This window comes from Microbispora sp. CA-135349, assembly GCF_050947365.1.
Lineage (GTDB): Bacteria > Actinomycetota > Actinomycetes > Streptosporangiales > Streptosporangiaceae > Microbispora.
Genome location: NZ_CP192001.1, coordinates 7,655,051 through 7,672,061, shown reverse-complemented (window position 1 = coordinate 7,672,061; position 17,011 = coordinate 7,655,051). Strand labels below are relative to the sequence as shown.

The following is a 17,011-nucleotide window of genomic DNA, read 5'->3' as shown; positions in this document are numbered from 1 at the left end:
TTTACCGTGGTCTCATCCGCCCAGCTCAGGGGGCACAAATGGGCGTATCGGGGGTATCGGACTTATCGGGGGTCACAGCGTGGACAGCGCCGAGGAGGGCCCGATCGAGGAGGGCGCCGTGGATCCGCGGGCGCCGCTCGGCGGCCCGAACGGGGGAGAAGGCGGCGGGGACGGCCGCGCGCCACAGCCTCGCCGGCGAAGACGGCTGCCGCGCGTCCTGCTCGTGGGCCTCGCCGCCGGGATCGCCGGGCTCGTCGTGTTCCTCGCCGTGGTGTGGGCGCTGACCCCCATCCCGGACAGCACCCAGGAACTGGCGACGGCCCAGGGCTCGGTGATCTACTACCGGGACGGCAGGACGGTCCTCGCCAATGAGGGCGTCAACCGAAAGAACGTGCCGCTCACGCAGGTCCCGCAGGTCGTCAGAAGCGCGGTGATCGCGGCGGAGAACCGGACGTTCTACCAGGATCAGGGTGTCTCCCTGTCCGGTACGGCCCGCGCTCTGTGGTCGACGGTGACCGGACGCCAGCTCCAGGGCGGCTCGACGATCACCCAGCAGATGGTCCGCAACTACTACAGCGGTCTCGGTCAGGAACGCTCCATCGGGCGCAAGCTCAAGGAGATCATGATCGCGCTTAAGGTGGATCGTTCCAAGTCGAAAGACTGGGTGCTGGAGCGTTACCTCAACACCATCTACTTCGGCCGCGGGGCGTACGGCATCCAGGCCGCCGCGCGGGCCTACTTCGACAAGGACGTGCAGAACCTCACGGCGGCCGAGGGCGCCTACCTCGCCGCCGTGATCCAGCAGCCCACCCGGTTCGCCAACCCCACCGGCGCCGCGCTCGACGCGGTGAAGGCCAGGTGGGCGTCGGTGATCCAGGGGATGCGCGAGATCGGCGCGATCACCCGCGAAGAGGCCGGCGCGCAGGTGTTCCCCACCCTCGCCAAGCAGCGGGCGCCGCTGTCCCTCGGCGGCCAGAACGGCTACATGCTGGCGCAGGTGCGCGCCGAGCTGAACCGGCTCGGCTACACCGACGAGGACATCAACCACGGCGGCCTGAAGGTCACCACGACGTTCGACAAGAAGCTGATGGCGCAGGCCCAGCAGGCGGTGAAGTCGGTCCTGCCGGACGACACCCCGAAGAAGGTCCGCACCGGCCTGGCGGCCGTCGATCCGGAGACCGGCGAGGTCGTCGCCTTCTACGGCGGGCGTTACGAGACCAACCAGTACGACAACGCCTTCTCCGCCAAGGTCCAGGCCGGCTCGACCTTCAAGCCCTACACGCTGGCCGCGGCGCTCGAGGCCGGATACGGGCTCGACACCCTGGTCTACGGCAACTCCCCCATCCATATCGGCTCCGCCGACATCCCCAACTCCGGCGGCAAGTCGTACGGGCAGGCGATCACCCTGCTCCAGGCGACGCAGTATTCGGTCAACACCGCCTTCGTGGACCTCGCGCAGCGGATCGGCCTCGACAAGGTCGTCGGGGCGGCGCGGGCCGCCGGGATCCCCGCGGCGCAACTCGCCCCGCACCAGAGCGCCGCCACGCTGCCCCTCGGTGTGGCGTCGGTGAGCGCCGTGCAGCAGGCCTCCGGGTTCGCCACGTTCGCCGCCGGAGGCATCCACCACGAGGCCCACGTGATCCGTGCGGTCACCGACGGCACGGGACTCACCCGTAAGTTCGCCCCTGCCGGCACCCGGGCCTTCAGCGAGAACACCGCCGCCGACACCACGTACGCGCTGGAGCAGGTGGTGCGCGGCGGCACCGGCACGGCCGCGCAGCTGTGGGACCGCCCGGTGGCGGGCAAGACCGGCACCACCGACGAGTCGGCGGCGGTCTGGTTCTCCGGCTACGTCCCCCAGCTGGCCGTCGCGGTCGACATGTTCCGCGACGACAACAAGCCGGTGACCGTCCCCGGGTACGGCGAGCTGTACGGCGGCACGCTGCCGGCCGAGATCTGGAAGACCTTCATGAGCACCGCCATGGAGGGCAAGCCGGTCCGGGAGTTCCCCGACCCGGTCACCTGGAACCCCTACTACTGGGACACCTACGGTGTGGCCCTGCCCCAGCAGGACGGGGGGCCCACGGCCTATCCGTCGGGGCCCGCCGGATCGCCCATCCCGTACGGGCGCGGTGACGGGACCACGGTGCCCGGCACCGACGTGCCCGGCGTTCCCGGCGGGTCCACAGGCGCGGACGAGGAGCAGCAGAACCCGACCGGCCAGGACGGCGAGCCCGGTCCGAGAGGCGGCGCGAACGGCATCGCGGGCCCGGACGGAACCGGCGGCGCGACAGGCCTGACAGGCCCGGCGGGCACGGGCCGCGCCGGCGACACGGGTGCCCAGGATCCCGCCCGCGGCGCCGCCACCGAGGCGGGGAACGCCAGATCCGACGCGAACACCACCGGCACGGGCGCGAGACGGCCCGGTCAGACAGAGCCGGGCGCCAGGCGGGCCGGTCAGACAGAGCCGGGCGCCAGGCGGACCGGCCAGGACGGTCAGGGTGATCAGCCCGGCCCGGCCGCGCAGATTCCCGGGCCTCAGCTCCCGGTCGCCCAGATCCCCGCCCGCTGACAGGCGAACGCCTCACACGCGAGCGTGACGTTCAGGCGAGGACCGGGAAGTTGCCGCGGAAGACGCCGTGGGGGTCGTGGCGGCGCTTGACGTCACGGAGGCGATCCAGCACGGCGGGGGTGAAGGCGTCGGCCACGCTCTCGCGGGGGTTGAGGAAGGTGAAGGGTTTACGCCCGCTGACGGGGAGGGCCTCGGTGAGCGCGCGCTGCCTGACCGTGATCGCCTCGGCCGTCGCCGGGTCGGCCGGGACGCCGAACAGGTAGAGCGCGTACGGCTCGGCCAGCGGTCCGTGCGGGCTGTCGGACGGGCGGGCGAACGCGCCGCCCAGATGGCGGATCTGCACGCTCATCAGCGGAGCGATCGGATCGGCGAGCAGGGTCTTGGCCGTCGTGTCGTCCAGTCCGGTCAGCAGTTCAGCGCGTGAGAGGCCGGCGCCGGGATCGGTGGGCTCGGCGGTGATGCCGCCGATCTCGGAGACCGGCATGATCCGCCGGGTGTCCGACAGTGGCCGGGGAAGGCGGTCCAGGGGAGCCAGCAGGTCGCGAGCCTCGGACGCCTCGCCGAGGTAGGTGACGTCGATGGCGACCATGGGATCGGCGCCCGGGAAGTGCAGCAGGTCCAGCCAGAGCGTCAACTCCGCGGGGGCGGTGGCCGTGATCCGCCGGTAGGCGTCCATCACGTCGGGCGCGTGCCCGGCCGGCCACAGCACCCGCCCGCCGTACAGTCGTGGGGCGGGGTGGAGGGACAGCTCCAGGGCGGTGACGATCGCGAAGTCGCCGCCTCCGCCGCGCAGGGCCCAGAACAGGTCAGCGCAGAACAGGTCGGGGTCGGCGCCCGGGGTGACGCGCCGCCGTCGTCCCTCGGCGTCGACGATGTCGAAGGCCGTGACGTTGTCGGCGACCCAGCCGTGTTTGCGGCCGAACCAGCTGAGCCCGCCACCGAGGGCGACGCCGGTGACGCTGACGACCGGAGAGCTGCCCGGCAGGCCGGTCAGGCCGTACGGCGCGGCGGCGGCCTGCAGCCGGCCCGAGGACACGCCGGCTCCGACGCGGGCGCGCCGGGCGGCCGGATCGATCTCCACGGAGTCCAGCGGCCGGGTCCGCAACAGGACGGAGCCGTCGGTGCGGCCGGTCGCGCCGTGCCCGTTCGGCTGAGTGGCGACGGTCAACCCGGCGGCGCGGGCGTGCCGGACCAGCGCGGCGACGTCGTCGGCGTCGGCGGCCTCCACCACGGCCGCGACCGGTTGTTCGACGGCCAGGTTCCACGGACGGCGGGAGGCGTCGAAGCCGGGATCGCCGGCCAGCCAGACCCGGCCGCGTACGACGGAGCGCAGGGTGTCCAAAGCATTCATGATCATTTTCTTTCCGTGAGGCAGGTCAGCAGGCTTCGGCGGGGCCGAAGAAGGCCGTCGGATCGCCCGTGTGCCAGGCGTTGTGGATGCGCATGCGGCATCGGCTGATCCCGTAGCAGGTGAGAGAGATTGCGGAACGTGTCCCACTCTCGGGCGGAGCGGAAAGCCGATCAACGCGGTCCTGTGCAATGATCGTGAAGCCTGGGTTAACGATGGGGGTGTCATGCTGGAACGGCACGAGCTGGAGGCGTTCCTCACCCTCGCCGAGGAGCTGCACTTCGGCCGCACCGCCGAACGCCTGCGGGTGTCCACAGCCCGGATCAGCCAGACCATCGCCAAGCTGGAACGCCGCGTCGGCGTCCCGCTGTTCGCCCGCACCAGCCGCCGCGTGGAGCTGACCCCGCTGGGACGCAGGCTGCACGAGGAGGTGCGGCCCGCCTGGCGCCGGATCACCTCGGCGTTCGAGCAGGCCGTCGCCGAGGGCCGCGGCATCGTCGGCACCCTGCGCGTCGCCTTCGTCGGTGCCGCCGCCGGGCAACTGCTCGTCGGGGCGGCCGAACTCCTGCGGCGGCGCGAGCCCGGTTGCGACGTTCAGCTCCGGGAAGCGCAGATGGTCGATCTCATGCCCTGGCTGCGCGCCGGCGAGGTCGACGTCGCGCTGGGCACCTTCCCCATCGAGGAGCCCGGCATCGCCACCGGGCCGGTCCTGGCGTCGGAGGCGCGCATGCTCGCGGTGCCGTCCGGGCATCCGTTCGCCCGCCGGGAGTCGGTCTCCCTGGAGGACCTGGCCAGGGTTCCCCTGCTCCAGCTCCCCGGCACGCTCCCCGACTCCCTGCGAGGCGATCGGACCCCGCGCACCACGCCCTCCGGCCGGGTGATCGAACCGGGCCCCTCGGCCGCCACGTTCAACGAGATGCTCACCCTCATCGGCGCCGGCCGAGGAGTCTTCCCTGTCGGCGCGCAGGCCAGGCGCTATTACGCCCGCCCCGACGTCGTCTACATCCCGTTCAGCGACGCCCCGCCGCTGCGTTGGGGCCTGCTGTGGCGAACGGACAACCGCACCGCACGCGTCCGCGATTTCGTCCGGGCCGCGAGCGATCTGGTCGGCGGCCGCACCTGAGGACGGGCCGCCGCCGCTACCGGGCGAGCTCGGCGCGAAGCTCGGCGGGGGTGGTGACCGGCGCCCGGCAGGTGAACTTCCGGCACACGTAGGCGGCCGGCGAACCGTCGACCATGCCCCGCCCCTCCAGCAGCGGCACGTCCGCCGGGACGGTGCCGGATCGTCCCGTGCCCAGCGCGACGACCAGCCCCGGCGTGCCGGACATGAGGGCCGCACGATGCAGCGCGCGCGTGCGGGCGTCGTCGGCCGGGCCGACGATCGCCACCTCGGCCGGGCCGCCCAGCGCCGCCTCCGCCACCGCGAGGCCCCATCCGGCGAACCGGGCGTACCGCCCCGCCAGCGCGGAGACCGTGCCCAGCGCCGCCTCTGCCGCCTCCCGGTGCCGGGCCGAACCGGTGAGCGCGGCGTACGACAGCAACGCTCCCGCCGCCGCGAACTGACCCGACGGCGTCGCGTTGTCGGTCGGGTCCTGGGGCCGCTGGAACAGCCTCTCGCCGTCGTCGGGGGCGTCGTAGAAGCCCCCCGACCCGTCGGGGAAGCGGGTCAGCACGGTCTCAAGCAGGTCTGCGGCGCGGTGGAACCACCGGCTCTCGCCGGTGACGCCGTAGAGGGCGAGGAAGCCCTCGGCGGTGTTGGCGTAGTCCTCCAGCATGCCGGCGTTGGCCCCCGCCCGGCCGTCGCGGGAGGTGCGCAGCAGCCGGGCCGGGCCGCGGCTCACCGTGTGCAGGTCGTCGAGCAGCACGGCCGTCTCGCGTGCGGCGTCGATCAAATCGGGCCGGTCGAGCAGCGCGCCCACCTCGGCCAGGGCGGCGATCACGAGCCCGTTCCAGGAGGCCACGATCTTGTCGTCCCGCCCGGGCCGTGGCCGTTGCTCTCGCGCAGCGCGCAGGGCCGTACGGACCCGATCGAACCGGGCCGGATCGTCGGGGTCGGCGAGAAGCTGCAGCACCGACATGCCGTGCTCGAACGTGCCGGTCACCTCGAACACCGAGGTGGCCCAGGCGGCGTCGTCCTCTCCGAGGACCTCGCGCAGCTGTTCCGGGGTCCAGACGTAGAACAGGCCCTCACCGTGGGTGCCGTCCGGCCCCTCGCTGTCGGCGTCGAGGGCCGAGGCGAAGGCGCCCTCGGGCGTGCGCATCTCCCGCAGCAGCCATTCGGCGGTCTCCAGGACCACGCGCCTGGCCAGGACCGAGCCGGACGCGCGCCACCAGTGGGCGTAGACCCGCAGCAGCAGCGCGTTGTCGTAGAGCATCTTCTCGAAGTGCGGCACGATCCAGTCGGCGTCGACCGAGTAGCGGGCGAAACCCCCGCCGAGCTGGTCGTACATGCCGCCCCTGGCCATCGCCTCCATGGTCGTCTCCGCCATGGCGACGGCCTTCCGGGTGCCGTGCCGCAGCAGGAACTCCAGAGCCATGGACGGCGGGAACTTCGGTGCCCCGCCGAACCCGCCCCGCCGCTCGTCGAAGCTCTCCGCGAGGTTCCGTACGGCAAGGTCGAGGGTCTCGGCGGTGGGCAACGGGCCCGACGGCGCCCCGGTGCGCTCCGCGAGCGCCTCCACCACCTTCTCTCCCTGGGCCAGGACGCCCTCCCGGTCCTGTCGCCAGGCCTGCGAGACGGCGTGCAGCAGCCGCTGGAAGTGCGGCCGGGGGAAGTAGGTGCCGGCGTAGAACGGATCTCCGCCCGGCGTGGCGAAGACGGTCATCGGCCAGCCGCCCTGACCGGTCATCGCCTGGACCGCGCCCATGTAGACGGCGTCCACGTCGGGCCGTTCCTCGCGGTCCACCTTGACGTTGACGAACAGCTCGTTCATCAGCTTCGCGGTGGCCTCGTCCTCGAACGACTCGTGTGCCATGACATGACACCAGTGGCATGCCGAATACCCCACGCTGATCAGCAGGGGGACGTCACGCCTGCGCGCCTCCGCGAACGCGTCCTCGCCCCAGGGGAACCAGTCCACCGGGTTGTCCGCGTGTTGCAGGAGGTAGGGAGAGGTCTCGCCACCCAGCCGGTTCATGGAACCAGCCTCCCACATCCCGTACGGCCCGCTTCCGCCGCCGCTCACGTGGGCGATGTTTCCCGGCGCGACTGCTCCGGCCGGCGTGGGGAGGGGGCGCGCGGGGGACGGCGGGGATGTGTTCCGGCGCGTCCCGGCGTAGGCTCACAGGACGTGGGCTTGAATCTGGACTTCGCTGTCAGGCACTCGGGACGTCCCGCGGCCGCCATGACGCGGCGCGACGTCGCACGGGTGCTGCTGGCCGTTCCGTCCGGGCAGGCCCTGGTCGCCCTTCCCGACCTGCGGCGGCAGCTGCTCGCGGCGGGCAACCCGCTGTCGCCCGCGTTCTGGGAGTCGGCCAAGGCCGTGCTGATGAGCATCGAGTCGGGCGTCGCGACGGTCGGCGACGTGCAGCGCTGGCTGGAGTCGAGCGGGACCGAGCCGATCATGCTCACCCGCAGCTACTTCCTGTGGCCGGAGGAGAGCGAGCGCGGCCCGGTGGCCACCGAGATGTACGAGCGGCTGGTCGAGTTCCTGGAGGAGCGGCTGGCGGCCGGGGAGATCGACGCGGACGCGCTGGCCGCAGGGGACCCCGACGCCCGGCACGCCTACGAGGAGCTCCAGGAGCGCTGGCTCGGCACCCCGTTGCCGGACGGCCGGGTGCCCAACGTCGTGGTCAACGACGAGCAGGACCAGGAGCTGTACGCCGCCTGGGACGAGGAGGAGGCGTACGCGCTGGGTGAGCTGCGGCGGCTGCTCGACGACCTGCCCGAGCCGCCCTTTCCCGGGGCCGATCTCCGCTCGGCGGCCCGGCGGCTGCGTGTGACGCTGACCCGTCCCGGCTACCCGGGCAACGTGCTGCGCGCCTGCGCCGGGCTGGAGCACGGCGAGCTGCCCGAAGGCGACGAGGACCTGTGGCTCACCGTCGCCGCCGGGATCGTCGCGCCGATCTCCGACCTTCCCGACGAGGAGGACGCCGCCCGGTTCTTCGACATGGAGGGCGAGCTCAGCCACGAGGACTCGATACTGGCCTCGTTGTGCGCCATCCACCACGCCGACTGGCTCGCGTCGGTGATCGCTCTGGTCCGGTACGGCCCCGGGGTGCTCGCCTCGCCCGAGCGGATCGCCCGGTTCATCGCCGACTCCGAGGACATCGACGTGGACCCGGACGAGCCTGAGGACCTGGAGGCGACGGAGATGCTGTTCACGGCGGTCACGCCGCTGTGGGCGCACCTCGGCATCGTGGACCGGGCCGAGGTGCTGACCCCGCTGGGCTGGTGGGGGCTGCCCAAGGCGCTGGAGCGCGCCTGGTCGTCCGGCCCCGCGCTGCCCGACTGAACGGGTCTCACCCGGCGGTGTCGGTCAGGTCGCGGTAGTCGTCGTCGACCAGGTCGCGGTATTCGGGATGCTTCTGCACATACCAGGCCACGAACGAGCACAGCGGGACGATCCGCAGGCCCGCAGCCCGCGCGCCGTCGAGGGCCGCTCGCACCAGCCTGCTGCCCAGGCCCCGGCCCTCGAACTCGTCGCGCACCTCGGTGTGCGTGAAGACCATGGCGCCGCCCCGCAGCCGGTACTGCGCGAACCCGACGACCACGCCGTCGAGCATGATCTCGTAACGCGACGCGGCGGCGTTGTCGTCGACCTGGGCGGCCGTGTTCACGCCTCGGGCCCGTTGCCGCGCCGTTCGTCCTCGCGGCCGTCGTGCGGCACCTGGATCTTCTTGATCTGCTTGTTCATGTTCTTCAGCAGGAAGAACAGAGCCAGCCCGATCGCGGCGACGACGAGGAAGCCCAGGAGGCCGGGCCCGTAGCTGCTTGCATCCACGCCCCCAGCTTACGAGCAGGCAGGGGTGACCTCGGCGTGGATCCCCGCGAACAGGTCGTCCTCCGGCAGCGTGGTGTCCACGAGCGACCGCGCGAGATGGTAGTCCTCGGTCGGCCAGATCTCCTCCTGGAGCTCACGCGGGCAGACGAACCAGAACCCGTCGGGGTCCACCTGGGTGGCGTGCGCGAGCAGGGCGAGGTCGCGGACCTCGAAGTAGTCCGCGCACGGGACCTTGGTGGTGACCTCCCACTTCTGCGGCCGGTCCTCCCACCGCGCGATCCAGTCGGCGTACGGCGAGCCCATGCCGCGCTCGGTCATCACGTTGTGCAGCGCCTCGAACCGCTCCCGCGTGAAACCCATGTGGTAGTAGAGCTTCAACGGCTGCCACGGCTCGCCCGTCCCGGGGTAGCGGTCGGGGTCGCCCGCCGCCTCGAACGCCTCGATCGACACCCGGTTGGTCATGATGTGGTCCGGGTGCGGATAGCCGCCGTTGTCGTCGTACGTGAGGATCACGTGCGGACGGAACTCCCGGACGGCGGCGACGAGCGGCGCCGAGGCCACCTCGAGCGGCTGCAGCGCGAAGCAGCCCTCGGGCAGCGGCTCGTTCTCGTCCTCCGGCAGCCCGGAGTCGACGAAGCCGAGGAACCGCTGCTGGACGCCGAGGATCTCGCGCGCCTTCTCCATCTCCTGGCGCCGCACCTCCCCGATGTTCTCCAGGATGTCGGGCCGGTCCATCTTCGGGTTGAGGATCGAGCCGCGTTCACCGCCCGTACATGTGACGACGAGCACCTCCGCGCCCTCCGCCACGTAGCGGGCCATCGTGGCGGCACCCTTGCTCGACTCGTCGTCTGGGTGCGCGTGCACGGCCATCAGCCTCAACGGTGCACTCACGGCTCTCCTCACGGTGTCCTCTGGCTACGAAAAGAGGTTAGCTTCTTAGTGACCGTGTGTTCCGAACCCGGTATGGCCCGCGTCGCGGCCACGGTCGAATCTGTGCGGAACGATCGTCTCGCACAACACCGACAATCCTCAGGGAGATTCCGCGATGCCCACCGATGAGGCCGGCGGCCGGGGGACACGCCCGGTGCTCGGCACGCCGGACGACTTCGCGCCCCGCCCCGCACGGCCCGCCAGGCTGGTGCCGTACATCGTGATGGCGCTGATCGTGGCGGTCATCGCGGGTGGATGGGGCTACGTCATGCTCCGGGCCAACGGCAATCCGTCCGTGAGCGCGGACGTGATCACCTTCGACGCGAGCGCCGCGGACTCCGCCCAGATCACCTTCACCGTGCACAAGCCCGCCGACCGGGCGGCGATGTGCCGGATCCAGGCGCTCGACACCAAGCACCTCGAGGTCGGCAGCCGCGAGGTCGACATTCCCAGGGGGCGGTCGGATCTGGAGTTCACCGAACGGCTGAGGACGAGCGCCCAGGCCACAGCGGTGCATGTCGACTACTGCGATCTCGTATAGTGGAATCTTTGGGGAAGCGTTCGAAGGCGTTATCTTGACAGCCTTCCGAGTCACTTACGGAAACAAGGAGAGCCCGTGGCCGTCTCCCAGAACGACAACGTCACCTGGCTGACGCAAGAGGCGTACGACCGCCTCAAGGAGGAGTACGAGTACCTTTCGGGCCCGGGTCGCACGGACATCGCCAAGAAAATCGAAGCCGCCCGGGAAGAGGGTGACCTCAGGGAGAACGGCGGCTACCACGCCGCCAAGGACGAGCAGGGCAAGATGGAGGCCCGCATCTTCCACCTCCGGCAGATCCTGGACAACGCCAGGGTCGGCGAGGCTCCCCGCGCCGAGGGCGTCGTGGGTCCCGGCATGACCGTGACGGTCCGCTTCGACGGCGACGACGAGGAGGTCACCTTCCTGCTGGCCTCCCGCGAGGAGAGCGGCGCGCCCATCGACGTCTACTCGCCGAAGTCTCCCCTCGGGTCCGCGATCAACGGCAAGAAGGTCGGGGAGAAGGCGACGTACACCCTGCCGAACGGCAGGCAGAACGCCGTCGAGATCCTCGAAGCCGTCCCGTACGTCGGCAACTAGTCCCTTTTCGCCCCGGCCGGGAACTCCGCAGTCGTTTGCGGTATTCCCGGCTGTGCGGCAGTCTCGTCGTGGACCGGACCACATCGCCGCGGGAGGGGTGAGATCGTGCTCGAACGCCGAGCGCGGCCATCCACCGGTTCCGGCGGAAGGCTCGCGAGAGCCGTGTCCGAGGCTCGCCAGGATCTCGCCTACCGGCCCCGCCTGCCCCGTCCGGGGCGCCTGCGCAGAACCGTTCCCCTCATCGCCGCGGCGCTCGTCGCCGTGCTGACGATCGACGTGTTCGTGCTCGGCGAGATCAGGTCGCAATCCGCCACTTCGGGCGCGGTCACGGCCCTGTCCGAGCGGCGCGTGGGCAACGGCTACGTGGCGGCGGCACGGCAGTTCCGCGACGGCCCGTCCCCGACGCCGGGGCGCCAGGCCCCGGCCGCCCAGACCGTGACGCAGCAGCCGGTGGCCCCGCTGGAGCGGCTGATCCGCCCGCACCTGTTCGTGGTGGCCAGCCGCCCCCTCCCGCCGGAGGTGGTGGAGAAGGTGCGCCGGGAGAAGGGCGTGACGGCGGCGGAGGTGACCGGCGCGGCCGATGTGGTCGTGGACGGCAAACGGGTGCCGACGATGGGTGTCGACCCGTCCACCTTCCGTTCGTACACGCCGAAGGTGACCGCCTCCTCGGACGGGTTGTGGCACAACATCGCCGCCGGCGACATGGCGGTGTCGTTCGAGCTCGGCCACGACGGCGGCGTCCAGCTCGGTTCGCAGGTCAAGAGCGGTGGCAGGCAGCTGCGCATCGGCGCGTACGCCACCGTGGGCATGGGCTCGATCGCGGCGATCGTCTCGAAGGGGACGGCGGCGGCGCTCGGCATCCCGGAGGGCAACGCCCTGGTCGTGAGCGCCCCGAAGGTCGACTCCCGCAAGCTCCGCCTCAGGCTGCTGAAGATCCTGCCCAAGGGCAGCCAGGTCGCCACGATCAACCCGGTGGTGGTGACGCCCAAGGGGCGCACGGTGTGGCCGCAGACCGCGTTCATGTCCGCGGAGCAGCTCAAGGTCGCGCTCACGGCGGCCGTCGGCAAGCTCGGCCGGCCGTACGTGTGGGGCGCCGAGGGGCCGGACAGCTTCGACTGCTCCGGGCTCGTGCAGTGGGCGTACGCGCAGGCGGGCGTGCGCATGCCGCGCGTGACGTACCAGCAGTGGGTCACCGGTCCGCAGGTGCCGCTGTCCCAGGCGCAGCCGGGCGACCTGCTGTTCTGGCGCAACGATCCGACCAACCCCGGATACATCTCGCACGTCGCCATCTACTGGGGCAACGGGAAGATGCTGCACGCCCCGCACACCGGCGACGTCGTGAAGATCGCGAACGTCTACACCAAGAACCTCGCCGGGGTCGTCCGGGTCAGTCCGCAGATCTCCGCCCGCGTCCGCTGACCCGGGCGGCCGGACGCCGTCAGATCGGCAGCCCGGCCTCCAGGTAGCCGAGGGCCTCGTCGAGCAGTACGGGCAGCGGCGTCCTGCCGTCCTGCTCCACCCAGGTGAACAGTGCCGGGAGCATGATCCCCATCACCGCGCCGACGAGCGTCCGTACGGCGGGACTGCGGGGGTCGCGGCCCGCCCGCTCGGCCACCGCGCCCGCGAGCACGTCGATCGTGGCGTACAGCCCCTCCACGGTCCGCGCCCGCAGGGCGGGCACGGAGGCGGACAGCTTGGTCCTCGCCAGCATCCGGTCGAGCTCCTCGGCCCCCATCGACTCGAGAGCGGAGCGGAACGCGGCGCGCAGCGCGGTCAGCGGGGGCAGATCCGCCGGCTGGGCCTTGATCGCCTCCAGGAGGATCGGGTCGTAGTCGTCCTGGGTGACCACGTCCTCTTTCGTGGGGAAGTAGCGGAAGAACGTGCTGGGGGAGACCTCGGCCGCCTCCGCGATCTGCTCGACCGTCGTGGCGTCGTACCCCTGCTCGGCGAACAACCGCATGGCCTCCTCCTGGATGGTCCTGCGGGTCTTGGCCTTCTTGCGCTCGCGCAGGCTCGTGACAGCGCGGTCGGAGGGGTACGAGGTCCGGTCAGCGCGCTGTGGTGAGCTCATGCCCCGATTCTGCCGCCTTTCCGCCCCTGGCCGTACTCCCCGGTAGGAAGGCAGCATCGGCGCCCTGATCACGGCCCGCGTGCGCCCGCGTACGTCGCGACCACCAACGCGCCGTGCGTTGTAATGTTGATTACATGAATGCAGACGAACAGTTGAGTGCCTGGTTCGCCGGGCGGCTGCCGGAGAACTGGTTCGCCGAGACCCCCAAGGTCGTCGTGGACCGCGAAGAGATCACCGTGCTCGGCACGCTGCCGTCGCTTTCGGTGGCCGAAGGGCTCCCCGAGCTGGAGCGCGCGGCGGCGATCGAGGGGTACGTCGAGCGGTTCCGCGAGGAGACCCGCGAGCGCAGGATCGACATCGCCAGGGAGGCCGAGCACCGCTTCCGCCGCAAGGTCTCCTGGGGCGTCGTCGTGGGCGGCGAGGCCGTGATGTTCACCACTCTTTCCGTTCCGGTCATGACCCGGTTGCGCCAGCCGGAACGACAGGTCCTCGACACCCTGGTCGCCGCGGGTGTCGCGCGCAGCCGCAGCGACGCGCTGGCCTGGTGCGTCCGGCTCGTCGGCAAACACACCGACAGTTGGCTCGCTGACCTGCGCGATGCCCTCCAGCACGTGGACCGGGTCAGGGCGGAAGGGCCCGGCGGATTGGACTGAACCAATTCCCGGAATGGTCTGGACCATTCGAACTGGCCTAAACCAATGTGTAACGCGGGCGAGATGGGTAAGGGGGGATAAGGACGTTTTTTCCAACAGGGCCGGAGTGGGTAAGGTCCCACGACATCACGGCCGCTGCCTGCGCTGACGCCGTCGGGGGTCGTGATGTTGAGAATGGCGCCGATTTAGCGGAGTGGAAACTCGGTGGTCTACTCCAATTGGATTCGGAGGCCATTCTCCGCCGATGATGCTCTGGCCCTGAGAGATTAAGGAGCCGCCCCCGTGTCCATTTCAGTAGAGGTACCGACGCCCACCACTCACAGCGATCTGGCGGACTGGGTGAGCCGGATCGCGGAGCTGACCCAGCCGGACCGGATCGAATGGTGCGACGGCTCCGAGGCCGAATGGACGCGCCTGACGAACCTTCTGGTCGAGCAGGGCACTTTCAAGCGGCTCGTCAAGCGTCCCAACAGCTTCTACGCGGCCTCGGACCCGAGCGACGTCGCCCGCGTGGAGGACCGCACGTTCATCTGCTCCGAGCGCGAGGAGGACGCCGGGCCCACCAACAACTGGATCGCGCCCGACGAGATGCGCCGGACGTTCGCCACCTTGTTCAAGGGCTGCATGCGCGGCCGGACGATGTACGTCGTGCCGTTCTGCATGGGCCCCCTGGGCGGGAACATCTCGCAGCTCGGCGTCGAGATCACCGACTCGCCGTACGTCGTGGTCTCCATGCGGATAATGACCAGGATGGGCGATCAGGCCCTGCGCCTGATCGAGGAGCGCAACGACTTCGTCAAAGCGGTGCATTCGGTGGGGGCGCCGCTGGAGCCCGGCCAGGCCGACGTGCCGTGGCCGTGCAACCGGACCAAGTACATCAGCCACTTCCCCGAGACCCGCGAGATCTGGTCGTACGGCTCGGGCTACGGCGGCAACGCGCTGCTGGGCAAGAAGTGCTACGCGCTGAGGATCGCCGGCGCGATGGCCCGCGACGAGGGCTGGCTGGCCGAGCACATGCTGATCCTCAAGCTCACGCCGCCGCAGGGCGAGGTGCGCTACATCGCCGCGGCCTTCCCGTCGGCGTGCGGCAAGACCAACCTCGCCATGCTCCTGCCCACGATCCCGGGCTGGAAGGTCGAGACGATCGGCGACGACATCGCCTGGATGCGCTTCGGCCCGGACGGCCGGCTGTACGCGATCAACCCGGAGGCCGGCTTCTTCGGGGTGGCGCCCGGGACCGGCCAGACCACGAACGCCAACGCGATCGAGACGCTGTGGGGCAACAGCATCTTCACCAACGTCGCGCTGACCGACGACGGGGACGTGTGGTGGGAGGGCCTCACCGACGAGCCGCCCGCGCACCTCACCGACTGGAAGGGCCGCGACTGGACGCCGGAGTCCGGCGAGCCCGCCGCCCATCCGAACGCCCGGTTCACCACTCCGGCCGAGCAGTGCCCGACGATCGCCCCCGAATGGCAGGACCCGGCCGGGGTGCCGATCTCGGCCATCCTGTTCGGCGGGCGCAGGGCGACCGCCGTACCGCTGGTGACCGAGTCGCTGAGCTGGCAGCACGGCGTCTTCCTGGGCGCCAACGTGGCCTCGGAGAAGACCGCGGCCGCCGAGGGCAAGGTCGGCGAGCTGCGCCGCGACCCGTTCGCGATGCTGCCGTTCTGCGGCTACAACATGGGCGACTACTTCGCGCACTGGATCGAGATCGGCACGATGACCGACCCGGAGAAGCTGCCGAAGATCTACTACGTGAACTGGTTCCGCAAGGACGAGAACGGCCGCTTCGTGTGGCCGGGCTTCGGCGAGAACAGCAGGGTGCTCAAGTGGATCGTCGACCGGCTGAACGGAGTGGCCGACGCCGTGCCGACGGCGATCGGGAACCTGCCGGCCACGCTCGACACCGAGGGCCTCGACATCACGCCCGAGGACCTGGAGCTGCTGCTCAGCGTCGACCCCGAGGTGTGGCGTGAGGAGGCGGCGCTGATCCCGCCCCACTTCGAGACCTTCGGCGACCACATGCCGGAGGAGCTGTGGGACGAGTACCGCGCCCTCGTCCGGCGGCTCGGCTGACCCACGCGTACGGCCCGCGCCCGCTCCCCGTGGACGAAACCACGGGGCGCGGGCCGTCGCCGGTGCGGCTCGCACGCCCGCGCGGGGGCGTGCCCGGCCGTGCCCCGCACCGTGTCCCGGACCGGCCCCCGGGGAAACCGGAAGAAGGGCAGGGCATGCCGCTGCGCCCGCGATAATTGATGATCGAGCCCCACCGCAGCGAGGAAGAGGGTCGCATGAGCGAGCGCAGCGAGCGATTCGACGAACACGGCGCGTCGCGCGAAGTGCCGACCCGCGCGTGCCCGGCCCGGCCGGACTCCTCGCACGGGGAGGAGGCATGAGCATGCGCGATCTCGTGTACAAGCTGTATGAGCGCAGGCTCGAACGGAAGCTGTCCGCCGACCAGATTCCCCGCCACGTCGGCGTCATTGTGGACGGCAACCGCAGGTGGGCGCGGGCCATGGGGCTGCGCGACGTCAGCCGGGGCCACCAGAAGGGCGCCGACAAGATCTCCGAGCTGCTGGTGTGGTGCCGCGAGGCCGGGGTCGAGTACGTCACGCTGTGGCTGCTTTCCACCGACAACCTCGCCAGGGACAAGGCCGAGCTCGAGCCGCTGCTCCAGGTGATCGAGAACCTCGTGCAGGATCTCGTGGACCAGGGATGGCACATGAACCCCATGGGCTCGCTCGACCTTCTGCCCGATCACACGGCACGTGTCCTCAAACACGCAAAAGAAACCACATCGCATCGTCCGGGCCTGATTGTGAACGTTGCCGTTGGGTATGGAGGAAGGCGTGAGATCGCTGATGCGGTGCGCTCCCTCCTCCAGGAGCATGCAAGCAAGGGCGCGAGCATCGAGGACCTCGTCGAGGTCCTCGACGTCGAGCACATCGCGGAGCATCTCTACACGCGCGGCCTGCCCGATCCGGATCTCGTCATCCGGACCTCGGGAGAGCAGCGACTCTCCGGATTCCTGCTCTGGCAGAGCGCCCACTCCGAGTTCTACTTCTGCGAGGCCTACTGGCCCGACTTCCGCAGAGTCGACTTCCTGCGGGCGCTCCGCTCGTACGCCGCACGACACCGTCGGTACGGCTCCTGAGACGGTACGTGACCAGCATCTTTTAGCCAGCGTAAACCTATTGGGCTGGGGAGATTCGTTACGTAACGTGGTAGCTGAGCGGCCGTCGAGGAGATCGGCGGCCACCACCTCGGGAGAGGGCCCGTCCTTGCGCGACCACCATGCGAGGAGGGCCGGAGCCCCGGTCGGCCTTCGCAGGAGGTCACGGGCCCGGTCCGTTCACCACCAGTCAAGGCAGGGC

The 17,011-nt window shown here is 70.7% G+C and carries 15 protein-coding genes; 9 read left to right on the top strand and 6 right to left on the bottom strand.

Features of this window, described 5'->3' with window-relative positions:
* The first annotated feature begins 79 nt into the window (after nucleotides 1-79).
* Nucleotides 80-2,572 carry a transglycosylase domain-containing protein gene (locus ACQPZZ_RS35330; RefSeq protein ID WP_432926264.1) on the top strand — a complete coding sequence of 831 codons (2,493 nt, stop codon included), beginning with the start codon at nucleotides 80-82 and terminating at the stop codon, nucleotides 2,570-2,572.
* Between the two features lie 31 nt (nucleotides 2,573-2,603).
* On the opposite strand, the gene ACQPZZ_RS35325 is transcribed toward ACQPZZ_RS35330, so the two are convergent.
* Nucleotides 2,604-3,923, bottom strand: a complete 1,320-nt coding sequence (locus tag ACQPZZ_RS35325) for an FAD-binding oxidoreductase (protein ID WP_432926262.1) — start codon at nucleotides 3,921-3,923, stop codon at nucleotides 2,604-2,606.
* 223 nt (nucleotides 3,924-4,146) lie between these two features.
* On the opposite strand from ACQPZZ_RS35325, the gene ACQPZZ_RS35320 reads away from it, so the two are divergent.
* A complete protein-coding gene (locus tag ACQPZZ_RS35320; RefSeq protein ID WP_432926260.1) occupies nucleotides 4,147-5,043 on the top strand; it encodes a LysR family transcriptional regulator in 897 nt (298 codons plus the stop codon).
* Nucleotides 5,044-5,059: 16 nt separating this feature from the next.
* On the opposite strand, the gene ACQPZZ_RS35315 is transcribed toward ACQPZZ_RS35320, so the two are convergent.
* Nucleotides 5,060-7,057 (bottom strand): thioredoxin domain-containing protein, encoded by a 1,998-nt coding sequence (locus ACQPZZ_RS35315; RefSeq protein ID WP_432926258.1) that lies wholly within the window; start codon nucleotides 7,055-7,057, stop codon nucleotides 5,060-5,062.
* Between the two features lie 153 nt (nucleotides 7,058-7,210).
* Between ACQPZZ_RS35315 and ACQPZZ_RS35310 the strand changes: the two genes are divergently transcribed.
* The gene (locus tag ACQPZZ_RS35310; RefSeq protein WP_432926256.1) at nucleotides 7,211-8,374 is read left to right on the top strand and encodes a hypothetical protein; all 1,164 of its coding nucleotides are present in this window, start codon (nucleotides 7,211-7,213) and stop codon (nucleotides 8,372-8,374) included.
* A 7-nt stretch (nucleotides 8,375-8,381) separates the two neighbouring features.
* Here the strand turns inward: ACQPZZ_RS35310 and ACQPZZ_RS35305 are convergent, their stop codons facing one another.
* The 3 genes from ACQPZZ_RS35305 to mca are packed head-to-tail and all read right to left on the bottom strand — an operon-like array spanning nucleotide 8,382 to nucleotide 9,754.
* Nucleotides 8,382-8,699, bottom strand: a complete 318-nt coding sequence (locus tag ACQPZZ_RS35305) for a GNAT family N-acetyltransferase (protein WP_432926254.1) — start codon at nucleotides 8,697-8,699, stop codon at nucleotides 8,382-8,384.
* A complete protein-coding gene (locus ACQPZZ_RS35300) occupies nucleotides 8,696-8,863 on the bottom strand; it encodes a hypothetical protein (RefSeq protein WP_363644740.1) in 168 nt (55 codons plus the stop codon). The genes ACQPZZ_RS35305 and ACQPZZ_RS35300 overlap by 4 nt, the downstream gene beginning before the upstream one ends.
* Nucleotides 8,864-8,872: 9 nt before the next feature.
* A complete protein-coding gene (gene mca, locus ACQPZZ_RS35295; RefSeq protein WP_363644738.1) occupies nucleotides 8,873-9,754 on the bottom strand; it encodes a mycothiol conjugate amidase Mca in 882 nt (293 codons plus the stop codon).
* Nucleotides 9,755-9,908: 154 nt separating this feature from the next.
* On the opposite strand from mca, the gene ACQPZZ_RS35290 reads away from it, so the two are divergent.
* From ACQPZZ_RS35290 to ACQPZZ_RS35280, 3 genes are all read left to right on the top strand, one after another.
* Nucleotides 9,909-10,334: a DUF4307 domain-containing protein gene (locus ACQPZZ_RS35290; protein WP_432926252.1), complete on the top strand. Its 426-nt coding sequence runs from the start codon at nucleotides 9,909-9,911 to the stop codon at nucleotides 10,332-10,334.
* Nucleotides 10,335-10,409: 75 nt separating this feature from the next.
* Complete coding sequence (gene greA / locus ACQPZZ_RS35285) at nucleotides 10,410-10,910, top strand: transcription elongation factor GreA (RefSeq protein ID WP_363644734.1); 501 nt, start codon at nucleotides 10,410-10,412, stop codon at nucleotides 10,908-10,910.
* A gap of 162 nt (nucleotides 10,911-11,072) precedes the next feature.
* Nucleotides 11,073-12,329 carry a C40 family peptidase gene (locus ACQPZZ_RS35280; RefSeq protein ID WP_432926249.1) on the top strand — a complete coding sequence of 419 codons (1,257 nt, stop codon included), beginning with the start codon at nucleotides 11,073-11,075 and terminating at the stop codon, nucleotides 12,327-12,329.
* Nucleotides 12,330-12,348: 19 nt separating this feature from the next.
* Here the strand turns inward: ACQPZZ_RS35280 and ACQPZZ_RS35275 are convergent, their stop codons facing one another.
* A complete protein-coding gene (locus ACQPZZ_RS35275; protein WP_363644730.1) occupies nucleotides 12,349-12,981 on the bottom strand; it encodes a TetR family transcriptional regulator in 633 nt (210 codons plus the stop codon).
* A 134-nt stretch (nucleotides 12,982-13,115) separates the two neighbouring features.
* On the opposite strand from ACQPZZ_RS35275, the gene ACQPZZ_RS35270 reads away from it, so the two are divergent.
* The 3 genes from ACQPZZ_RS35270 to ACQPZZ_RS35260 all read left to right on the top strand — a co-directional run bounded on the left by ACQPZZ_RS35270 (nucleotide 13,116) and on the right by ACQPZZ_RS35260 (nucleotide 16,791).
* Complete coding sequence (locus tag ACQPZZ_RS35270) at nucleotides 13,116-13,634, top strand: hypothetical protein (RefSeq protein WP_432926247.1); 519 nt, start codon at nucleotides 13,116-13,118, stop codon at nucleotides 13,632-13,634.
* Between the two features lie 282 nt (nucleotides 13,635-13,916).
* Nucleotides 13,917-15,713, top strand: coding sequence for a phosphoenolpyruvate carboxykinase (GTP) (locus tag ACQPZZ_RS35265; RefSeq protein WP_432926245.1), 1,797 nt, complete (start codon nucleotides 13,917-13,919; stop codon nucleotides 15,711-15,713).
* Between the two features lie 316 nt (nucleotides 15,714-16,029).
* Complete coding sequence (locus tag ACQPZZ_RS35260) at nucleotides 16,030-16,791, top strand: isoprenyl transferase (protein ID WP_363644726.1); 762 nt, start codon at nucleotides 16,030-16,032, stop codon at nucleotides 16,789-16,791.
* Nucleotides 16,792-17,011 lie beyond the last annotated feature (220 nt).

What these genes read in the sequence shown, in the direction of transcription:
- ACQPZZ_RS35325 (WP_432926262.1), bottom strand. Translation starts at nt 3,923, where the DNA reads ATGAATGCTTTGGACACCCTGCGCTCCGTCGTACGCGGCCGGGTCTGG.
- ACQPZZ_RS35320 (WP_432926260.1), top strand. Translation starts at nt 4,147, where the DNA reads ATGCTGGAACGGCACGAGCTGGAGGCGTTCCTCACCCTCGCCGAGGAG.
- ACQPZZ_RS35315 (WP_432926258.1), bottom strand. Translation starts at nt 7,057, where the DNA reads ATGAACCGGCTGGGTGGCGAGACCTCTCCCTACCTCCTGCAACACGCG.
- ACQPZZ_RS35290 (WP_432926252.1), top strand. Translation starts at nt 9,909, where the DNA reads ATGCCCACCGATGAGGCCGGCGGCCGGGGGACACGCCCGGTGCTCGGC.
- ACQPZZ_RS35275 (WP_363644730.1), bottom strand. Translation starts at nt 12,981, where the DNA reads ATGAGCTCACCACAGCGCGCTGACCGGACCTCGTACCCCTCCGACCGC.
- ACQPZZ_RS35270 (WP_432926247.1), top strand. Translation starts at nt 13,116, where the DNA reads ATGAATGCAGACGAACAGTTGAGTGCCTGGTTCGCCGGGCGGCTGCCG.
- ACQPZZ_RS35260 (WP_363644726.1), top strand. Translation starts at nt 16,030, where the DNA reads ATGAGCATGCGCGATCTCGTGTACAAGCTGTATGAGCGCAGGCTCGAA.